The organism is Micromonospora sonchi (genome assembly GCF_014646235.1).
GTDB lineage: Bacteria > Actinomycetota > Actinomycetes > Mycobacteriales > Micromonosporaceae > Micromonospora > Micromonospora sonchi.
In genome coordinates this window covers 190,486-209,998 of record NZ_BMNB01000009.1, presented here as the reverse complement: position 1 = coordinate 209,998, position 19,513 = coordinate 190,486, and the positions used below count along the sequence as shown (strand labels likewise).

16 protein-coding genes are annotated in these 19,513 nt (G+C 71.5%); 10 read left to right on the top strand and 6 right to left on the bottom strand.

The genetic code is table 11. From position 1 onward, the window contains the following. Positions 1–138 precede the first annotated feature (138 nt). Positions 139–2,214, top strand: a complete 2,076-nt coding sequence (locus IEY61_RS12370) for an MMPL family transporter (protein WP_189043656.1) — start codon at positions 139–141, stop codon at positions 2,212–2,214. Here the strand turns inward: IEY61_RS12370 and IEY61_RS12365 are convergent, their stop codons facing one another. Further along, positions 2,215–3,132, bottom strand: coding sequence for a lytic transglycosylase domain-containing protein (locus tag IEY61_RS12365; RefSeq protein ID WP_189043655.1), 918 nt, complete (start codon positions 3,130–3,132; stop codon positions 2,215–2,217). A 198-nt stretch (positions 3,133–3,330) separates the two neighbouring features. Between IEY61_RS12365 and typA the strand changes: the two genes are divergently transcribed. Continuing rightward, on the top strand, positions 3,331–5,199 hold the full coding sequence (typA, locus tag IEY61_RS12360) for a translational GTPase TypA (protein WP_189043654.1): 1,869 nt from the start codon (positions 3,331–3,333) through the stop codon (positions 5,197–5,199). A gap of 80 nt (positions 5,200–5,279) precedes the next feature. After that, on the top strand, positions 5,280–6,143 hold the full coding sequence (locus IEY61_RS12355; RefSeq protein WP_189043729.1) for a serine hydrolase: 864 nt from the start codon (positions 5,280–5,282) through the stop codon (positions 6,141–6,143). A gap of 42 nt (positions 6,144–6,185) precedes the next feature. Here the strand turns inward: IEY61_RS12355 and IEY61_RS12350 are convergent, their stop codons facing one another. Continuing rightward, positions 6,186–7,184, bottom strand: a complete 999-nt coding sequence (locus IEY61_RS12350; protein WP_189043652.1) for a TerC family protein — start codon at positions 7,182–7,184, stop codon at positions 6,186–6,188. A gap of 145 nt (positions 7,185–7,329) precedes the next feature. On the opposite strand from IEY61_RS12350, the gene IEY61_RS12345 reads away from it, so the two are divergent. Continuing rightward, complete coding sequence (locus IEY61_RS12345; protein ID WP_189043650.1) at positions 7,330–7,623, top strand: antibiotic biosynthesis monooxygenase family protein; 294 nt, start codon at positions 7,330–7,332, stop codon at positions 7,621–7,623. A gap of 94 nt (positions 7,624–7,717) precedes the next feature. On the opposite strand, the gene IEY61_RS12340 is transcribed toward IEY61_RS12345, so the two are convergent. Together IEY61_RS12340 and uvrB are read right to left on the bottom strand one after the other, a co-directional pair. Continuing rightward, positions 7,718–8,572 carry a helix-turn-helix domain-containing protein gene (locus IEY61_RS12340; protein ID WP_189043647.1) on the bottom strand — a complete coding sequence of 285 codons (855 nt, stop codon included), beginning with the start codon at positions 8,570–8,572 and terminating at the stop codon, positions 7,718–7,720. Positions 8,573–8,680: 108 nt separating this feature from the next. Then, complete coding sequence (uvrB, locus tag IEY61_RS12335) at positions 8,681–10,789, bottom strand: excinuclease ABC subunit UvrB (RefSeq protein ID WP_189043645.1); 2,109 nt, start codon at positions 10,787–10,789, stop codon at positions 8,681–8,683. 402 nt (positions 10,790–11,191) lie between these two features. Between uvrB and IEY61_RS12330 the strand changes: the two genes are divergently transcribed. After that, the gene (locus tag IEY61_RS12330) at positions 11,192–12,784 is read left to right on the top strand and encodes a hypothetical protein (RefSeq protein ID WP_189043643.1); all 1,593 of its coding nucleotides are present in this window, start codon (positions 11,192–11,194) and stop codon (positions 12,782–12,784) included. Positions 12,785–12,806: 22 nt separating this feature from the next. On the opposite strand, the gene coaE is transcribed toward IEY61_RS12330, so the two are convergent. After that, complete coding sequence (gene coaE / locus IEY61_RS12325; protein ID WP_189043641.1) at positions 12,807–13,988, bottom strand: dephospho-CoA kinase; 1,182 nt, start codon at positions 13,986–13,988, stop codon at positions 12,807–12,809. Positions 13,989–14,306: 318 nt separating this feature from the next. Continuing rightward, the gene (gene rpsA / locus IEY61_RS12320; protein ID WP_189043639.1) at positions 14,307–15,794 is read right to left on the bottom strand and encodes a 30S ribosomal protein S1; all 1,488 of its coding nucleotides are present in this window, start codon (positions 15,792–15,794) and stop codon (positions 14,307–14,309) included. 358 nt (positions 15,795–16,152) lie between these two features. Between rpsA and IEY61_RS12315 the strand changes: the two genes are divergently transcribed. From IEY61_RS12315 to IEY61_RS12290, 5 genes are all read left to right on the top strand, one after another. Next, positions 16,153–16,959, top strand: a complete 807-nt coding sequence (locus IEY61_RS12315; protein WP_189043637.1) for a class I SAM-dependent methyltransferase — start codon at positions 16,153–16,155, stop codon at positions 16,957–16,959. Positions 16,960–17,014: 55 nt separating this feature from the next. Next, the gene (locus IEY61_RS12310; RefSeq protein WP_229705844.1) at positions 17,015–17,566 is read left to right on the top strand and encodes a Uma2 family endonuclease; all 552 of its coding nucleotides are present in this window, start codon (positions 17,015–17,017) and stop codon (positions 17,564–17,566) included. A gap of 109 nt (positions 17,567–17,675) precedes the next feature. Then, entirely contained in the window at positions 17,676–17,891 is a 216-nt protein-coding gene (locus IEY61_RS12305) for a hypervirulence associated TUDOR domain-containing protein (protein WP_189043635.1), read from the top strand. Further along, positions 17,881–18,312, top strand: a complete 432-nt coding sequence (locus IEY61_RS12300; protein WP_189043633.1) for a DUF3140 domain-containing protein — start codon at positions 17,881–17,883, stop codon at positions 18,310–18,312. The genes IEY61_RS12305 and IEY61_RS12300 overlap by 11 nt, the downstream gene beginning before the upstream one ends. Before the next feature lie 500 nt (positions 18,313–18,812). Beyond that, entirely contained in the window at positions 18,813–19,463 is a 651-nt protein-coding gene (locus tag IEY61_RS12290; protein WP_189043630.1) for a histidine phosphatase family protein, read from the top strand. Positions 19,464–19,513: the final 50 nt, after the last annotated feature.

Sequence of the window (19,513 nt, the reverse complement as noted above, 5' to 3'; positions counted from 1 at the left end):
TGGCAGCATAGCCGAGCCGGTCCGGTGTGCCGCCCGCCAAGATTCTCGCCCGCCGAGAGCTGTTGCGGCATCTCTCTTGATAGGCGAGACTCTCGAACGTCCAGAGATCCCGTCGTACGATGATCGGATGGTGCCCGGATGCTCGCGTTCGCTCGTGTCGCCGGCAACCGCCTGAACGCGTGGCTCACCCTCGGCATGGCGATCGCGCTCGGCGCGGCGGTCTTCTGGCTACCCGTACCCGACAACCCGGCACCCGTCTCCGCCACCGGCCTGTCCGAGCAGTGGCAGTCCACCCAGGTCGAGCGGCTCCAAAACGAACTGCCCGGCAGCGACGTCCAGCCGGCCGTCGTGGTGGTCAGCCGCGACGACGGCGCACCGCTCACCGACGCCGATCGGGCAGCGGTCACCACCGCCACCGGCACCCTGGCCCCGCTCGCCGCCGGCGGCCAGGTCGCCCCGCAGCGACTCTCCCCCGACGGCACGGTGGCCCTGGTCGCCGTACCGCTGGCCGCCGGCGGCCAGGAGGAGGTCGTCGACCGCGTGACCGAACTCCGCGCGGCGTTGGCCGGGCTGCCCACCGACCTCACCGTCGAGGTGACCGGAGCCCCCGCCTTCACCGCCGACCTGACCAAGGTCTTCGAGGGCGCCGACACCACCCTGCTCGCCGTCACCGCCACCGTCGTGGCGCTGCTGCTGATCGTCACCTACCGCAGTCCCCTGCTCTGGATGGTGCCGCTGGCCATCGTGGCCGCCACCGAACAGATCACCCTGCGGGCCCTCGACACGATCGTCCCGGCGGTCGGCATCCACCTCGCCGGCGGCGCGGTCACCGGCATCGCCAGCGTGCTCGTCTTCGGCGCCGCCACCAACTACGCGCTGCTGCTGATCGCCCGCTACCGCGAGGAACTCCGCCGCGAACCGGACCGGTTCGCCGCGATGCGCTCCGCCCTGCGTCGTACCGCCGAACCCATCCTGGCCAGCGGCGGCACCGTGATGCTCGGGGTGCTCACCCTGCTGCTGAGCGAGCGGGAACTCAACCGCGCCCTCGCCGTCGCCTGCGCCACCGGCATCCTGCTGGCCATGGCCTCGGCCCTGCTCGTGCTGCCCGCCGCGCTGGTGCTGCTCGGACGCGGCCTGTTCTGGCCGTTCGTGCCGCACGTCGGCAGCACCGGACAGGAAGGCCGGATCTGGGGCCGGCTCGGCGCCGCCGTGATCCGCCGCCCGGTCCCCGTCGCGGTGCTGGCCACGCTGCTGTTGGTCGGCCTCGCCCTCGGCGGGCTGGGCAGCCGCACCGGGCTGTCGGAAACCGAACAGTTCCGGGTCCAGCCGGAGGCGGTCGCCGGCGCGCAGACCCTCGCCCGCGCCTTCCCCGCCGGCACCACGCAGCCGGTCGCGGTGCTGACCACCCCCGACGCCGTACGCGCGGTCACCGCGGCCGCCACCGACGTGCCCGGGGTCGCCTCCGCCCGGCCCGGCGCGGCCGGGTCGACCGTCGCCCAGGTCGACGTCGTGCTCGACGCCGAGCCGGGCACCACCGCCTCCGACCGTACGCTGGCCGAACTGCGAGCGGCCGTCGCCGCCGTGCCCGACTCCGCCCCACCCGCCCCGGCAGGGGTCGACGCTCTCCCCGGCGCCGTCGTCGGCGGCACCGTCGCCGGCACGTACGACTCGGCCGAGGCCGACGCCCGCGATCTGCGCCTCATCCTGCCGCTCATCCTGCTGCTCGTCGCCGCCGTACTGGTCCTGCTGCTGCGAGGGCTGCTCGCCCCGGTGCTGCTGGTCGCGACCGTCGTCGCCTCGTACTTCGCCAGCCTCGGCGGCGCCTGGCTGCTCTTCGACCACGTGCTCGGCTTCCCAGCGCTGGACAGCAGCGTGCCGTTGCTCGCCTTCGTCTTCCTCGTCGCGCTCGGCGTCGACTACAACATCTTCCTGGTCACCCGGGCCCGTGAGGACGCCCGCACCGCCGGCACCCGCGACGGCATGCTCTCCGCGCTACGGGTCACCGGCGGGGTCATCACCAGCGCCGGGATCCTGCTCGCCGCGGTCTTCGCCGTCCTCGGCGTACTCCCGCTGATCACGCTGACCCAGATCGGGATCATCGTCTGCCTCGGCGTCCTGCTGGACACCCTGCTGGTGCGCACCGTCGTCGTCCCGGCCCTGGCGTTCCTGCTCGGCGAGCGGTTCTGGTGGCCGGGACGGGTCAGGGCCGACTAGTCAGTAGCCCAGGCAGACGCACTCCGTCATCAGCGCCCGGACGTTGCGCACGTAGTTCGGGTTGGGGATTGCCAACGGCTGCCCCGGGCGGGCCACCGCGCCGTGACCGAAGTTGTACGCGGCGATGACCGCGTTGAGCAGGCAGGAGTCGAGTTCACCCGGGATGCACAGGTCGGCGTCGAGCCGGTAGCCGGCTGGGTCTTTGTCGGCGTCGAAGTACATGTCACCGATGTACTTGGTGAGCCACGCCAGGTAGGTGGCGCCGAGGTAGGCGTTGTCCTGGTGGTTCCACACGTCGTAGCTCTGCCCGAACCGCTGGTTCATCCAGGTGGCGGTGTCCGGCATCACCTGCATCAGGCCGATACCCTCGTCGCAGGCGACGATGTTGGACTGCCAGCCGCTCTCCTGCCACGCCGTCGCCTTGATCAGCTCCGGCGAGATGCGGATGTCCGGTGCCGACGTCGGCCAGTACGTGCGCTTGGCTGCGTTGGTCAGCGCGGTCTTGACCTGCGCCCGGCTGGCCTGTTCGCCCTTGTAGCTGGGCTTGCAGCCCTCCGCCGGGGGCTTCGGCAGCTTCGGCGGCAGGTTCGTCTCGGTCGGCGGCTTCGGCACCGCCCGCGGCGCCGTCCTGGTGCGCTTGGGCTTCGGGTCCGGTTTCACCGACGGCGAAGCGCTGCCCTTGGCGCTGGCACTGGCCTTGGGCGCGGCGCCCATCGACTCCACGGCCGACGGCGTGGCGGCCGGTTCGTCCGGTTCCGGCGACCCGCTCGGCGTCACCTCCGCGGGCAGGTCCTCGGGCAGCGCGACCGGGGCCGGCAACTCCTGTGCCGGCGTGTCCGCTCGGGCGCACGCGCCGCCGGTCAACAGCAGCACTCCGGCGACGAGCGCGATGCCCAGCCGGGTGACGTTGCGTCCCATGTCGACCCCCTTCGGCAATGACGAACCCGCCGCACCCTAACAGCCGGCACCCGCCGCGCGGGGCCCCGCGACGGCTCGGACCCCCGGGTTGTCGCGGCCGGGCCACGCGGCGGGCGGCGGGTTCCGGCGAGCCGCCCGCACCCACGGTGATCCCACCCCGACGCGGCGCGGCAACCGCCCAGGCGCGAGGATGGAGGCATGCAGCTGCGCACCGACCTTCGCAACGTCGCCATCATCGCCCACGTCGACCACGGCAAGACCACCCTGGTCGACGCCATGCTGCGGCAGGCCGGCGCCTACGGCGGCCGAGGCGAGACGACCGAGCGGGTGATGGACTCGATGGAGCTCGAACGGGAGAAGGGCATCACCATCCTGGCCAAGAACACCGGCGTGCGCTACCTGCCGGCGGACGGCTCCGACCCGGTCACCATCAACATCATCGACACTCCCGGTCACGCCGACTTCGGCGGGGAGGTCGAGCGCGGGCTGACCATGGTCGACGGGGTGGTGCTGCTGGTCGACGCCAGCGAGGGCCCGCTGCCGCAGACCCGGTTCGTGCTCCGCAAGGCCCTCAAGGCCCGGCTGCCGATCATCCTCGTGATCAACAAGGTGGACCGCCCCGACGCCCGGATCAAGGAGGTCGTCGACGAGGCGTACGAACTCTTCCTCGACCTGGACGCCGACGAGGAGCAGATCGACTTCCCGATCATCTACGCCTGCGCCCGCGACGGCATCGCCTCGCTGACCCAGCCCGCCGGCGGCTCGGTGCCGCAGGACAGCCACAGCATGGAGCCGCTGTTCCGCACCCTGCTGGACACCATCCCGCCGCCCGCGTACGACGAGCAGGCACCGCTCCAGGCGCACGTCACCAACCTCGACGCCTCCCCGTTCCTCGGCCGGCTCGCGCTGTGCCGGGTGCGTCAGGGCACCATCGCCAAGGGCCAGACCGTGGCCTGGTGCCGCACCGACGGCAGCACCCAGCGGGTCCGCATCTCCGAACTGCTGATGACCGAGGGGCTGGAGCGCAAGCCCGCCGACTCGGCCGGGCCGGGCGACATCATCGCTGTCGCCGGCATCCCCGAGATCATGATCGGCGAGACGCTCGCCGACGCGGAGAACCCGATCCCGCTGCCGCTGATCACCGTCGACGAGCCGGCCATCTCGATGACCATCGGCACCAACACCTCGCCGCTGGTCGGCCGAGTCAAGGGCGCCAAGGTCACCGCCCGAATGGTCAAGGACCGCCTGGACAAGGAACTCATCGGCAACGTCTCGCTGCGGGTACTGCCCACCGAGCGGCCCGATGCCTGGGAGGTGCAGGGCCGCGGTGAGCTGGCGCTGGCCATCCTGGTCGAGCAGATGCGCCGCGAGCAGTACGAACTCACCGTCGGCAAGCCGCAGGTGGTGACCCGGGAGATCGACGGGAGGACCTGCGAGCCGGTGGAGCGGCTCACCATCGACGCCCCGGACGAGTACCTCGGCGCGATCACCCAACTGCTGGCCACCCGCAAGGGCCGGATGGAGCAGTTGGTCAACCACGGCACCGGCTGGATCCGGATGGAATGGCTGGTCCCGGCGCGCGGCCTGATCGGCTTCCGCACCGAGTTCCTCACCGAGACCCGGGGCACCGGCATCCTGAACCACGTCTTCGAGTCGTACGAGCCGTGGTTCGGCGAGCTGCGCACCCGCAGCAACGGCTCGCTGGTCGCCGACCGCGCCGGTGCCGCCACCGCGTTCGCCATGATGAACCTTCAGGAGCGGGGCTCGCTCTTCATCGAGCCGAGCACCGAGGTGTACGAGGGCATGATCGTCGGGGAGAACTCCCGCCCCGACGACATGGACGTCAACATCACCAAGGAGAAGAAGCTCACCAACATGCGCTCCTCCACCGCCGAGGAGACCGAGAAGCTGATCCCGCCGCGCAAGCTGTCGCTGGAGCAGGCCCTGGAGTTCTGCCGCGAGGACGAGTGCGTCGAGGTCACCCCCGCCGCCGTACGCATCCGCAAGGTGACGCTCGACCAGACCCAGCGGGCCCGCGCCACCGCCCGGCGCAAGCACGCCGGCTGACCCGTCAAGTGTTAGGAGGGGCCCCTTTTAATACGCCAGGCGTTAACAGGGGGCCCTTCCTTTCATACGGTCGGGGGGTGATGGATGAGTGGCTGGACGGGTTGCCGGGCACGACCTCGGTGTACGCGGGTCGACTCGCCGCCCCGCCCACCTGGACCCGGCACGCCCAGGCCACCCACTACGCGGCCAGCACGATGAAGGTGGCGGTGCTCGCGGCCCTGTACCGCGCCGCCGAGGCCGGTCGTCTCGACCTGGACGCCCCGGTCGAGGTGCGCAACCGGTTCACCTCGGCCCGGCCGGACGCGCCCGCGTACTCCTGCGTCCGTCAGCACGACAACGACGGCGCGGTCTGGGACCGGCTCGGCGAACGGGTTCCGCTACGCTGGCTCGCCGAGCGAATGATCGTGATGTCCAGCAACCTCGCCGCCAACCTGGTCATCGAACACGTCGGGCTGGCCGCCGTGGCCGAGGTCTGGGCCCGGGCCGGTGCCCGACACAGCGTCACCGGCCGCGGCATCGAGGACTTCGCCGCCCGCGAGGCGGGCATCACCAACCTGGTCACCGCCGCCGACCTGGCCGCCCTGCTCGACGCCGTCGCCAGTGGCACCACCGTCCCCGGGCCGGTCGCCTCCCCCACGGCCTGCACCGCGATGCTCGACGTGCTCTGCGCCCAACAGATCCGTCAGGACCTCGCCGAGGGGCTACCCGACGGCACCCGGCTGGCACACAAGAACGGCTGGGTACGCGGCGTACGGCACGGCGCGGCCGTGGTCTTTCCCGACGACGCCCCCGCCTACCTGCTCGTCGTCTGCACCAGCCGGTCGCTCCGCGACGACCAGCGCAGCGACCGGGCCGACCGGGCGGCCCGCCGGCTGCTGGCCGACATCTCCGCCCGGGTCTGGCGCGCCCGCCACGACCTCACGCCCGCACCGCCAGGCCGGTGACCCGAACCAGCACGCCTCGGACCTCCCCGGCCTCGGCCGGACTCAGCGGCGCACCCCGGCGAGTTCGCGTCGCCGGTCCCGAGACGACCTGACCAGGCTGGCAACGGTGGCGATGGAGAGGGTGACCAGAATGACCAGCAACGACAACCAGATGGGGATGTGCGGCGCCCAGCCGATCGGCTCGCCACCGTTGAGGAAGGGCAGGTTGTTGTCGGCCAACGCCTCGAGGACCAACTTGATCCCGATGAAGCCGAGCACCACCGCCAGGCCGTAGCTCAGGAAGATCAGCCGGTCCAGCAGGCCGCCGAGCAGGAAGTACAGCTGACGCAGCCCCATCAGCGCGAAGACGTTGGCCGTGAAGACGAGGTACGGCTCGTGGGTGATGCCGAAGATCGCCGGAATCGAGTCGAGGGCGAAGATCAGGTCGGTGGTGCCGATAGCGATCATGACGATGAGCATCGGGGTGAACATCCGTCGGCCGTTCTCCCGTACGGTCAACCCGGCCCCGTCGTATCCCCGGGAGATCGGTAGGGCCCGCCGGCTCCACCGGATGAGCACGTTCTCCCGGAACTCCTCCTCCGCCGACTCACCCTGCCGGGCCAGATTGATCGCGGTGTAGATCAGGAAGGCGCCGAAGATGTAGAAGACCCAGCCGAACTGGCTGATCAGCGCAGCGCCGGCGGCAATGAAGGCACCCCGCATGACCAACGCGAGCACGATGCCGATGAGCAGCACCTTCTGCTGGTACGCCCGGGGCACCGCGAAGCGGCCCATGATGATGATGAATACGAAGAGGTTGTCGACCGAGAGGCTGTACTCGGTCAGCCAGCCGGTGTAGAACTGCCCCGCGACGCTGCCCCCGGCGGTCAACCAGAGCCCGGCGCCGAAGAGCAGGGCCAGCCCCACGTAGAGAGCGACCCAGAGGCTCGACTCCCGAACGCTCGGCTCGTGTGGACGGCGCCCGATAATGAGCAGATCCACCAGGAGCACCGCGGTCAGTGCGACGAGAGTAACCGCCCACACCAGTCCGGACACGTTCACAGTTTCTTCCTCCGACAGCCACCCGGCAACCGGCACACCGTACGCCCTCGGTGTCAGGCTGCTCACCTCCCGCTCGGCTTCCTAGGAGGCTAGGGATGCCCCCTGGCCTCGGCGGGAGATCCTCCGCCATGGCAGGCTGACGGGCATGGTGCTTGAGGTCGCGCTCATCGACATCCTTCCCGGCAACGAGGACGCCTTCGCCGCCGCGTACGCCGAGGGGCACAAGCTGCTCGTCGGCACTCCCGGCTGCCGTTCGGTGCGGATGACCCGGGGCGTCGAGTCGCCCTCCCGATTCGTCCTGCTGGTCGAATGGGACTCGGTCGAGGCCCACGAGCAGAACTTCCGGGCCTCCGACCGGTTCACGCGGTGGCGCGAGCTGATCGGTCCACACTTCGCCGCCCCACCCCGGGTCGAGCACTTCGTCGACGTAGCGGTCTGAGATTCTGTCGTACCGTCGTCCTATCCTGCGCCTCACGTCGACCCGGTCCCGACGGCTACGGGGGCGCCGGGCCCGGGGCCGACGCGCCGAGCCGTCACCCGTCCAGCCGGCGGGCCAGCACCCGCGCCGTCTCCTCCGCCGGTAGCGCCGCCTCCAGCAGACAGTCGGTGATCCGCTGATATCGATCGACGTCGGCCGCGGTGGTCAGCCGCACGTCCGTGGTCAGCGCCTCCAACATCACCGTCCGCGGGTCCGCCGGATCGGGAAAGGAGTAGCAGGAGAAGGCGGTGAGCGGCAACGGCTGCGGCTCGGTCCCGGCCGGCAGCAACCGGATCATCACGTGCGGCAGCTCGGCCAGGTCGATCAGGTGCCGCAGTTGCGCATCCCAGACCTCCACCGAGTCGCCACGGGGCTCACAGGCCGCCTCGGAGATCAGCGCCGTGTAGCGGGGCGGTTCGACCCGACGCAGCACCGCATGCCGCGCGGCGCGTGCGCGCAGGTCGGCCTCGATGTCCACCTCCGGGTCGATCAGCTGGCCCGCGGCGATGCGCTGGCGCGCGTACGCCGGGATCTGCAACAGGCCGGGCACGAGAGCCGGCTGGTACTCCACGATGCTCGCCGCACCGGCCTCCAGTTCGGCGTACGCGCGCTGCCGCTCGCCCATCTCCCCCAGCGACTTCCACCAGCCTCGGCTGACCGCGGCGTCCCGGGCGATGATGATCAGCGCGTCCCGCTGCGGCGGGGGCACCTGGTAGGCGTCGAGCAGATCGAGCACGTCGGCCAGGTCGGGCCGGCTCTGCCCCAGCTCGATGCGGGACAGCTTGGAGGTCGATGCCCACCCGAGCCGATCGCACACCTGCTCCAGCGTCAGCGCCTCCCGCCGTCGGAGCTGGCGCAGCTCCGCGCCGAGTCGTGCGCGTCGAATGACCGGACTCGTTGGTAACGGCATCCCCGCCTCCCCACGGGGAGATTACGCACGGCCATCACCCAGCGCAATAGGGTGCTCGCATTCAGCTATTCCCCATCGGGCAAAGTGGATGTGGCGGACTGTCCACGCTCACTTCACCCCGGCGGCGTCCATTCCCCGCAGCTCCTTCTTGAGCTCGGCGACCTCGTCGCGGATCCGGGCCGCCAACTCGAACTGAAGCTCCCGCGCGGCGGCCAGCATCTGGTCGTTGAGCTCCTGGATGAGCTGCGCCAACTCGGCCCGAGCCATCCCCTCCCGGGCCGGGGTGCCGGTGCCGGCCCGGACCCGGCTGCGGGTCTCCTTGACCGGCGCCTTGCCCCGGGACAGCTGCCGCACCGCACCGCCGACCCTGGTCGCCTCGGTGTCCTCCGCCTCGCGGTAGATGTCGTCCAGGATGTCGTGGATCTTCTTACGCAGCGGCTCGGGGCTGATGCCGTGCGCCTCGTTGTGCGCGATCTGCTTGGCCCGCCGCCGGTCGGTCTCCTCGATCGCGTCCGCCATCGACGGTGTGATCTTGTCGGCGTACATGTGCACCTGGCCGGAGACGTTGCGGGCGGCCCGACCGATGGTCTGGATCAGCGAGCGGCCGCTGCGCAGGAAGCCCTCCTTGTCGGCGTCCAGGATCGCCACCAGGGACACCTCGGGCAGGTCGAGGCCCTCCCGGAGCAGGTTGATGCCGACCAGCACGTCGTAGTCGCCCCGGCGCAGCTCACGCAGCAGCTCCACCCGGCGCAGCGTGTCGACCTCGGAGTGCAGGTAGCGCACCCGGATGCCGTTCTCCAGGAGGTAGTCCGACAGGTCCTCGGCCATCTTCTTGGTCAGCGTGGTGACCAGCACCCGCTCGTCACGCTCGGTGCGCAGCTTGATCTCGTGCATCAGGTCGTCGATCTGGCCCTTGGTGGGCTTGACCACGACCTCCGGGTCGATCAGGCCGGTCGGACGGATCACCTGCTCGACGAACTCGCCCTGGGCGTGTTCCAGCTCCCACGGCCCCGGGGTGGCCGACAGGAACACCATCTGGCCGACCCGCTCCAGGAACTCGTCGAACCGCAGCGGCCGGTTGTCAGCGGCGCTGGGCAACCGGAAGCCGTGGTCGATCAACATCCGCTTGCGGGAGGCGTCGCCCTCGTACATGCCGCCGATTTGCGGGATGGTCACGTGCGACTCGTCGATCACGGTGAGAAAGTCGTCGGGGAAGTAGTCGAGCAGGCAGTGCGGCGGGCTGCCGGGCAACCGGCCGTCGATGTGCATGGAGTAGTTCTCGATGCCGGAACAGAAGCCGACCTGCCGCATCATCTCGATGTCGTAGGTGGTGCGCATCCGCAGCCGCTGCGCCTCCAGCAGCTTGCCCTGCCGCTCCAGCTCGGCCAGCCGCTCGGCCAGCTCGGTCTCGATGTCGCGGATGGCCCGCTCCATCCGCTCCGGCCCGGCCGCGTAGTGCGTCGCCGGGAAGATCAACAAATGGTCCACCTCGCGGACCACGTCACCGGTGAGCGGGTTGAGGTAGTAGAGCTTCTCCACCTCGTCGCCGAAGAGCTCGACCCGGACGGCCAACTCCTCGTACGCCGGGATGATCTCCAGCGTGTCGCCCCGGACCCGGAACGTGCCCCGCTGGAAGGCCATGTCGTTGCGGGTGTACTGGATGTCGACCAGCCGGCGCAGCAGCTGGTCGCGATCCAGCTCCTGGCCGACCGCGACGCGCACCGCCCGGTCGAGGTATTCCTCCGGGGTGCCCAGCCCGTAGATCGCGCTGACCGTGGCGACCACCACCACGTCGCGGCGGGTGAGCAGCGACATGGTCGCCGAGTGCCGTAGCCGCTCGACCTCCTCGTTGATCGAGGAGTCCTTCTCGATGTACGTGTCGGTCTGCGGAATGTAAGCCTCGGGCTGGTAGTAGTCGTAGTAGGAGACGAAATATTCCACCGCGTTGCCCGGCAGCAGCTCGCTGAACTCCTTCGCGAGCTGGGCGCAGAGCGTCTTGTTGGGCGCCAGCACCAGCGTGGGCCGTTGCAGCCGCTCGATCAACCAGGCGGCGGTGGCGCTCTTGCCGGTGCCGGTCGCGCCGAGCAGCACCGTGTGCCGGTCGCCACGGCGCGTCCGCCGCTCCAGGTCGTCGATCGCCGCCGGCTGGTCGCCGGCCGGCTGGAACTCGCTGACGACCTGGAAACGGTTGTCGAGCCGGGGAATGTCGAGCGCCATGACCTCAACGGTACGCCGCAGGTCCGACAGTCCGGGACGACTACGCCCGGCATCTGATCGGCTTCGATATTCGCATTGTGTGGTCCTTCCCGCCCGGCTACGATCTCGTCGTAGGCCGCTCGCGGCGGCCGACCGGTCCGGCGGCGAGCCGCACAGGCCGCCCCGGTGCCGGCACCGAGGGTCGCAGCACCCGGCACTCCCGGCGTGCGCACCCGGCGTGGTCGCGCCGAACGCGCAGACCGGCCGCCGCGAGCGCCGCCATGTCGTCACCCGACCCGGGTCCGGTCCGTTCATCCTCCCGTGGAGAACACCTCACGACCCATACCCGGCAACCATCGCATCGGCCCCGCGGACGATCCGGCCGCTCGCCCCACCCGGCCCGGCCGCCCGTCGGGTGCCCCCGTGGACCGCGCCGAACGCCGGCACCGCGCCGCCACCCGGCTACACCGCGCCGGCACCACCCCGCCCGTTCACCTCGGCCTCACCGGATCGGCGGCCGGTCCGCCCGGCAGCCGCGCCCGGGTGTCGGCCGGCCTGCTCGACCCGGTCGCGGGCGACCCGGCGGAGGACGAGGATCTCGCCGGATCGGGCGACGAGGTCGGCGAGACGCGCCGGCGAGCGGCCCGGCGACGCCGCCTCACCCTGGCCGGGCTCGCCCTGACCGCGGTGGTCTCGGCGATCATGCTGGTCGCCACGCTGATCAACTGGCCCCCCGGTGGGCCGGCGGCCCGGGAGATGACGACGGCCGAGCGGGACCGGCTGGCCGCCATGCGGGTCACCAACTACCGGGAGCTCCGCGCCGGACTGCATGTCACGGTGGGTGACGGGAGTGCCCGCACCGACCTGCTCGGCTGGGTCGACTGGGCCCGACAGCTGGCCTACCTGGACGTGACCGGGCCCGGCGCCGGCCAGCTGCGCGGCCTGGCCCAGGCCACCCCCACCGTGCTGGTGCTCCGCCCCGATCCGGCGGCGGTGCAGACGCCCGCCATGCCACCGCTGGTCCCACCGACCGACGGCTGGCGGCTACCCACCGACCGGCGGCTCGACCCCGTGCTGAAGCTCGTCTTCGCCCTCGCCAGCGATCGCCCGGACCCGACCGACGGGCTGTCGGGCCGCTGGCTGGGCCAGGAACGGATCAACGGAGAGACCGTCGACGTTCTGGCCGCCCCGCCGCCGGGCGCCGGCACGAACGGCCACGTGACCCGACCACCGGGCGGCGGCCCGGACGGTGGGGCGCCGGGCAGGGGGTGGCCTCCCGGCGACGAGGCGACGCGCTACTGGCTGGATCCGGCCGGGCGGCTGCACCGGCTGGCGACCAGCCTGCCCGAGGTCGGACCGGTGCACGTGCAGCTGAACCGTGCCGACCGGCCCACGCTGCGGCCGGTCGACGCGCTCGGCGGCCGGGTCGGCCTGCCCCGCGCCCTCACCGCCGCCGAGCGGGAGCGCTGGCGCGGCCTGCCCGCCCGGCTACGGGCCGTCGGGGGCGCCTCCGCCACGGTGACCGTTCCCGCCGCCGCCGGCACGAACCTGCGCGGCGTGGGCTGGTTGAGCTGGACCTCGGGCAGCGCGTACCTCGGCGTCACCGACCTCGACGCCGACGGCCGGCGGACCCTGCTGCGTCGGGACCGGACCGGGCTGGCCCGAATCGAGCGGGCGTCGGCCGGCGACGCGGCTGATCCCCCGCCGCTGCCGCCCCCGCGCGCCGGCTGGCGGACCGGCCCGCACCGCAGCGAGGCCCTGGCCCCGCTGCTGGACGCCGCGTTGCGAGCCGCTCGCGGCAGCGGGCCGTCGGGCGGCGTACGGCGCATTCGCGGGGACAAGCTCGCCGGCAACGTGGTCGACGTCGTGGAGGTCGACACGGCCCGGGGCCGGGTGCGCTACTGGGTCGGGCGCGACGGCCTGCTGCGCCGATTGGAGCTGCCGACCCGGGGCGGTGCCTGGGCGCAGCTCGACCTGGCCCCCGGCCGGGTGCCTCGACTGACCGCACCGCGCTGAGCACCGGCTGGGGTCGGGCGACTCAGGGACGCCAGCCCGTCCCGGCCGCCCACTCCTCCGCCCGCAACTGCTCCTCGTCGAACCACGGGTCCTTCGCGGTGGCGTACGCACCGCTGTCCGGCGCGGCGGCCGCCAGCTCCCGCTTGAGCATCAGGTACGCGGCCCGCCGGTCGGGATCCGCCCGCAGGTGGTCGCGCATCAGCAACGCGTACCGCCAGTTGGGTGAGCCGGTGACCCGCAGGTGCAGGTGGACCGGGCGGGCCGGATCGGCGCTGCCGTGCAGCCGCTTCTCCCACCGGCCACTGCCGGCCGGTCGCGGGCTGTCCCACCAGTCGCCCGGCAGCCGGGGAAAGCCGGCCTCGGCGAGCCGCTCGGCCAGCGGCCCGTCGGCGTCGGCCAGCGACGGCACGCTGAGCTGGATGTCGATGACGTCCTTGGCGGGCAGTCCGGTCATCGCGGTCGACCCGATGTGGTCGATCCGCAGGTCGGCGGGGGCGATCGCGTGCCGGATCCGGGCGGCGAGCCGGGCGTACTGCTGCGGCCAGGTCGGATCCGGCTCGGCCAGCGTCACCCGGCGGATGCCGACCGCCCGCCGGTGTCGCACGTTCTCCTCGAAGGGGACCAGCCTTTCGGACCAGAGCGCGTCGACCGCCGCGTGCAGTTGCGCGAGGGTGCCGTCGTTGGTGAGCAGCACGTCCGCCGCGGCGGCGCGGCGGGCGTCGTCGGCCTGGGCGGCGATCCGCCGTTCGGCCTCCGCGCGACTCATCCCCCGGTCGCGGGCCAGCCGCTCGAGCCGGGTGGCCACCGCCGTCTGCACCACCACCACCAGGTGGTACGTGGGCGCCAGCCCCACCTCGACCAGCAGCGGTACGTCGTTGACCAGCACGGCGTCCACCGGCGCGGCGGCGATCAGTTCCGCGGTACGGGCCCGTACCCGGGTGTGCACGATGGCCTCCAGCCGGCGACGCGCGGCCTCGTCGGCGAAGACCAGGTCTGCCAGGGCGGCCCGGTCGAGGGCGCCGTCGGCGTCGAGCACCCGGTCGGAGAAGGCGGCCACCACCTCGGCCAGCCCCTCGGTGCCCGGCGCGACCACCTCCCGCGCGACCTGGTCGGCGTCGACGAGCACCGCCCCGCGCTCAACCAGTCGCCGCGCCACGGCGCTCTTCCCCGAACCGATCCCGCCGGTCAACCCCACCCTCAACACGACACCCAGTCAACCCGATCACCCCACCCCCACCAAACCCCCTCCCCTCCCCACCCCCTCCCCACCCCCTCCCCACCCCCTCCCCACCCCCTCCCCACCGCCAATCCCGCGTTGATCATGAGGTTAGCGGCAGTTTGGAGATCGACTACTGCCGCTAACCTCATGATCAACCGGGAAGGGGCTGGAGGGCCGGGGGGACAGGGAAGGGCCCCGCCTTGGCCCGGGGGAACCGGGTTGGGGCGGGGCCCTTCGTTGTCAGTTGACAGCTTCAGGTCGTGGCGCGGCGTCAGACGCGCCGAACTGAAGTTGTCGCAGGGGTCACTTGCCGCCGGCGAGCTTCTCCCGCAGTGCGGCGAGCGCCTCGTCGGTGGCCAGCGTGCCTGCCGGCTCCTCGGCCTGGCGGCTGGGGGCCGCGCTGGTCGTGGTGGTGGTGCCGGTGGGGGCGGGCTGCGGGTTGGCCGCGGCCTCGGCCTCGGCGGCCCGGGAGGTCTGCACCTGCTTCTGGTGCGCCTCCCAGCGCTGCCGCGCCTCGGCGTACTGGTTCTCCCACGTCTCGCGCTGCTTGTCGTACCCCTCGAGCCACTCGCCCGTCTCCGGGTCGAAGCCCTCCGGGTAGATGTAGTTGCCCTCGGTGTCGTAGGTCGCGGCCATGCCGTAGAGGGTCGGGTCGAAGTGCTCCTCGCCCTCGACGAAGCCCTCGTTGGCCTGCTTGAGCGAGAGCGAGATCCGGCGGCGCTCCAGGTCGATGTCGATGACCTTGACCATGACCTCGGAGCCGACCTGGACGACCTGCTCCGGGATCTCCACGTGCCGCTCGGCCAGCTCGGAGATGTGGACCAGGCCCTCGATGCCGTCGTCCACCCGGACGAAGGCGCCGAACGGCACCAGCTTGGTGACCTTACCCGGCACGATCTGCTGGATCGCGTGGGTGCGGGCGAACTGCCGCCACGGGTCCTCCTGGGTCGCCTTCAGCGACAGCGAGACCCGCTCGCGGTCCAGGTCGACGTCCAGGACCTCGACCTCGACCTCCTGGCCCACCTCGACGACCTCGGACGGGTGGTCGATGTGCTTCCAGGACAGCTCGGAGACGTGCACCAGACCGTCCACGCCGCCGAGGTCGACGAACGCACCGAAGTTGACGATCGAGGAGACGACGCCCTTGCGGACCTGCCCCTTCTGGAGCTTGTTGAGGAACTCGGTGCGCACCTCGGACTGGGTCTGCTCCAGCCACGCCCGGCGGGACAGCACCACGTTGTTGCGGTTCTTGTCCAGCTCGATGATCTTGGCTTCGAGCTCGCGGCCCACGTACGGCTGCAGGTCGCGCACCCGCCGCATCTCGACCAGGGAGGCAGGCAGGAAGCCGCGCAGCCCGATGTCGAGGATGAGGCCACCCTTGACCACCTCGATGACCGAGCCGCGGACGACGCCGTCCTCGTCCTTGATCTTCTCGATCGTGCCCCAGGCCCGCTCGTACTGCGCCCGCTTCTTGGAGAGGATCAGCCGACCCTCCTTGTCCTCCTTCTGGAGGACCAGGGCCTCGATGTGGTCACCCACCGAGACGACCTCTGCCGGGTCCACGTCGTGCTTGATCGACAACTCCCGAGAGGGGATGACACCCTCGGTCTTGTAGCCGATGTCGAGCAGGACCTCGTCCCGATCGACCTTGACGACGGTGCCTTCGACAATGTCGCCGTCGTTGAAGTACTTGATGGTCTCGTCGATCGCGGCGAGGAAAGCCTCCTCTGAGCCGAGGTCGTCGTGGGTGACCTTGGTGGCGCTCGAGGGGGCCTCGATGCTGCTCGTCATGTGGGCGGTTGCTCCGGTCGGATGGTGTGTCACAGCAGGTTGGTGTCGCGGTGACCTGTGCGCGCCAACGGATCCGTCGGCGGGCCCACCCGGAAATCGCTGAACGACATCTTGATGTGACTCCGTCGACCGCGCACCTGCTCCCTGCCGAGGCACACGATCCGCGAGCGCATCGTCTACCCTACCCGTTGCATTACCACAGCGTGCAAGCCCTCCCGGCTCCCGATCGCCGCACCACCCGCGAAAGCGGAGATTTCCGGCCAGACGGCCCCACCCGAGCCCCGGATCGTCACCGGGGCGCGGCCGTGAACACCGGCCCGACGCCGGTCCCGTCCGCGCCGGGGCCTAGCGTGAACTGGTGGACGACGACAACCGGGTGACCCGGCGCCGGGTCGGCGACGCCGAGGCGCGCCGCGCCAACCGCCGCTGGTGGGACACTGACGCCGACGCGTACCAGGCCGAACACGGGGACTTCCTGGGCGACGTGGACTTCGTCTGGTGCCCCGAGGGGCTGCGCGAGGCCGACGCCCGGTTGCTCGGCGAGGTGGCCGGACGCCGGGTGCTGGAGGTCGGCTGCGGGGCGGCGGCCTGCGCCCGCTGGCTGGCCACCCAGGGCGCCCGGCCGGTCGCCGTGGACCTGTCCGCCGGCATGTTGCGCCACGCCGTCCAGGCCGCCGAGCGCTCCGGCGTACGCGTGCCACTGGCCCAGGCCGACGCGCTGGCGCTGCCCTTTCGCGACGCGAGCTTCGACATCGCCTGCACGGCGTTCGGCGCGGTGCCCTTCGTCGACGACTCGGCGGCGTTGATGCGCGAGGTGCACCGGGTGTTGCGCGCCGGCGGCCGCTGGGTCTTCTCGGTCACCCACCCGATGCGCTGGGTCTTCCTCGACGACCCGGGCGAGGCCGGGCTGGTCGCCGTGCACTCGTACTTCGACACCCGCCCGTACGTGGAGCAGGACGAGCACGGCGTGGCCAGCTACGTCGAGCAGCACCGCACCCTCGGCGACCGGGTCCGCGAGTTGGTCGGCGCCGGGTTCCGGGTGGTGGACCTGGTGGAACCGGAGTGGCCCGAGGGACACGAGGGGATCTGGGGACAGTGGAGCCCGCTGCGCGGGCGGCTCTTCCCCGGCACCGCCATCTTCGTCACCGAGAAACCATCGGACTGAATCGCCGCACTCCTGGTGCGACGTCTGTCTCGTTCGTCGGCGGTAGGCTCGGCCCGTGAGCGCCGAGCCCATCCCGACATCACCTGGCCCCTGGTGTCCGGACCCGATGCGGCAGCAGCGTGCGGACTACACGCTGGAGGATCTGCTCGCCCTGCCGGACGATGCCCCCCGCGTCGAACTCGTCGACGGAGTCATCCAGGTGACACCCTCCCCCACCCTGGGCCATCAGGACATCTCCAGCCTGCTGTGGCTGTGGCTGTGGCTGCGCTCCCACGCGCCGGCTCACCTGCGCGCCACCCAAGCGGTCGGCGTCGGGCTCAGCCACAACACCAGCCGGCAGCCGGACGTGGTGCTGTGCCGCGCCGGGCTACCCTCCGACCGGTCCCGGCTGCGGCCGACGGACGTCGTCCTGGCCGTCGAGGTCGTCTCGCCCGGCACCCGGCGGGTCGACCGGTTCGCCAAGCCGGGTGAGTACGCCGCCGCCGGCATCCCCTTCTACTGGCGTTCGAGCAGAACCCCGTGCACCTGTACGCGTACCGCCTCGGAGACCGGATCGGGCCGGGCGGTGAGCGGCAGTACGAGCTGGTCGTCGACAGCGCGGAGCTGATCGAGCTGAGCGAGCCCTTCGACATCAAGCTGCCGATCACCGAGATCACCCCGTAGCGCGTACCCCGCCCTGGTCGTTTCCGGCCGGTGCCCCCGGGTAACCCTCGGGCATGGCCGACAAGGAATTCCGCAGGGGCGACCACGTCTCCTGGGCCAGCCACAGCGGCCGGGCGTACGGAGTCGTCAAGGAGAAGCTCACCGAACGCACCCACGTACGCGGACACGCGGTGAACGCCTCCCCGGAGGAGCCGCAGTACCGCATCCGCAACGACGACTCGGGTCGGGACGTCGCACACCGCCCGGAGGTGCTGCGCCGTGAGTCGTAGCGCCGATCCGGAGCAGACCTACCGGGAGTTCACCGAGGCGGTGAACATGAAACCCGGCGAGCTGTCCACGTGGTTGGAGAGCGAGGAGTCCAAGCACGTCGGCTGGCAGAAGAAGGGCACCGAGGGCGGCGAGTCGGTCGGCCACGAGTCCGGCCGGAAGATCATCGACCTGCTGCGCCGCAAGCGCGACCAGCTCACCGAGGCCGACTACAAGCACATGCGCAAGGTCGTCGGGTACGTCCGGCGACACATGGCGCAACGGCCGAGCGGCGACGTCCGCGCGACCCGGTGGCGGTACTCCCTGATGAACTGGGGCCACGACCCGGTCAAGGCCCCGCTGCCGCCCCCCGGCGGCCCGTCCCGCAAGGCCCTCGAACGACACGGCGCCCCACCGAAGGAGCGCCGGGGACCGGGCCGCTGACCCGCCTCGCGCCGCCCGGTCGCGTGCCCGGGTGGCCGTTCCACCCGACGGGCCGCCATCCGCCGATGCCGGCCCGCTTGACCCTGCCGCTGACGGCAGGGTCGGACGATCGGCGGCATGAACGAAACGCAACGCAGGGTCGCCGTCGTCACCGGGGCAGGCACCGGCATCGGCCGGGCCACCGCCCGCGCCTTCGGCACGGCGCCCACGTCCTGGCGGTTCTGATCAACAACGCCGGGATCGCCGGCGACAGCTCTCTCGCCGAGTTCGACGAGACGGCTGCCCGGCCGGCAAGGTCGCCCTCGACTCGCTGACCCGCAGCTGGGCGGTGGAACTGGCGCCGCAGAGCATCCGGGGTGGTCGCGGTGGCCTCGGGCGCGATCGACACACCCATCGGGCCGCCCTCGACGAGTCGTCGACGAGCGTGTTGAAGGGCGGGCCTGGCCGCGAGGGACGCCAGCCGGTAGCCAGAGCAGGTTGCTCGACTCGGTTTCGGCGGAATGGTGGGATCCTGGTGGGCCGGATACCGCCTTACCGCCGTAACGGAGGGCCCGGAGGCGACGCACCACGTCGATGGACTGGTCGGCGGATGGTTCGACTCCGACCTCACTGATCGCGGCCTTGCGCACGCCGGGCAGATCGCGCAGGCCTTGGTCGACCGGTTGCCGCCGGCTGCTGCCGTCGAGGTGTTCTCGTCGGACCTGCTGCGCGCCCGGCGGACAGCGGAGGTGCTCGGCAAGCGGCTCGGAGTGGGCGTGGTGCTCGACGCCGACCTGCGCGAGAAGTCGTACGGCGAGGCAGGAGGACGCCCGCAGGCGTGGCTAGACGAACGGTTCATACCGCCGCCCGCCACCGGTGAGCGGATGCGGCACGACGAGGGCATCCCCGGCGCTGAGACGAAATGGGAACTGGCCGTACGCGCCTACGCCGCGCTGGACCGGATCCTACGGTCGACGGTGGAGCATCAGGTCGTGGTGACCCACGGGGGAACGGCCACGTTCCTGCTCGCGGCCTGGATCGGCATGCCCGTCGACACGGCGGGCCTGGTGGGCATCCGCTTCTCCCCCGGGGGCATCACCCACCTGCGCGAGGACGACCATTTCCACAACCACTGGATCGCCTACCTCAACGACACCCACCACCTGGTCTGAGTGGAGGCAACAGCGACTTCTGGCGAGGATGGCAGACCTCGTCGATCCAC

Excerpts from the sequence above, each read along its gene's own strand:
- typA (WP_189043654.1), top strand. The coding sequence starts at position 3,331 with ATGCAGCTGCGCACCGACCTTCGCAACGTCGCCATCATCGCCCACGTC.
- IEY61_RS12365 (WP_189043655.1), bottom strand. The coding sequence starts at position 3,132 with ATGGGACGCAACGTCACCCGGCTGGGCATCGCGCTCGTCGCCGGAGTG.
- IEY61_RS12345 (WP_189043650.1), top strand. The coding sequence starts at position 7,330 with ATGGTGCTTGAGGTCGCGCTCATCGACATCCTTCCCGGCAACGAGGAC.
- rpsA (WP_189043639.1), bottom strand. The coding sequence starts at position 15,794 with ATGACGAGCAGCATCGAGGCCCCCTCGAGCGCCACCAAGGTCACCCAC.
- IEY61_RS12370 (WP_189043656.1), top strand. The coding sequence starts at position 139 with ATGCTCGCGTTCGCTCGTGTCGCCGGCAACCGCCTGAACGCGTGGCTC.
- IEY61_RS12355 (WP_189043729.1), top strand. The coding sequence starts at position 5,280 with ATGGATGAGTGGCTGGACGGGTTGCCGGGCACGACCTCGGTGTACGCG.
- IEY61_RS12305 (WP_189043635.1), top strand. The coding sequence starts at position 17,676 with ATGGCCGACAAGGAATTCCGCAGGGGCGACCACGTCTCCTGGGCCAGC.
- IEY61_RS12340 (WP_189043647.1), bottom strand. The coding sequence starts at position 8,572 with ATGCCGTTACCAACGAGTCCGGTCATTCGACGCGCACGACTCGGCGCG.
- IEY61_RS12290 (WP_189043630.1), top strand. The coding sequence starts at position 18,813 with ATGGTGGGATCCTGGTGGGCCGGATACCGCCTTACCGCCGTAACGGAG.
- uvrB (WP_189043645.1), bottom strand. The coding sequence starts at position 10,789 with ATGGCGCTCGACATTCCCCGGCTCGACAACCGTTTCCAGGTCGTCAGC.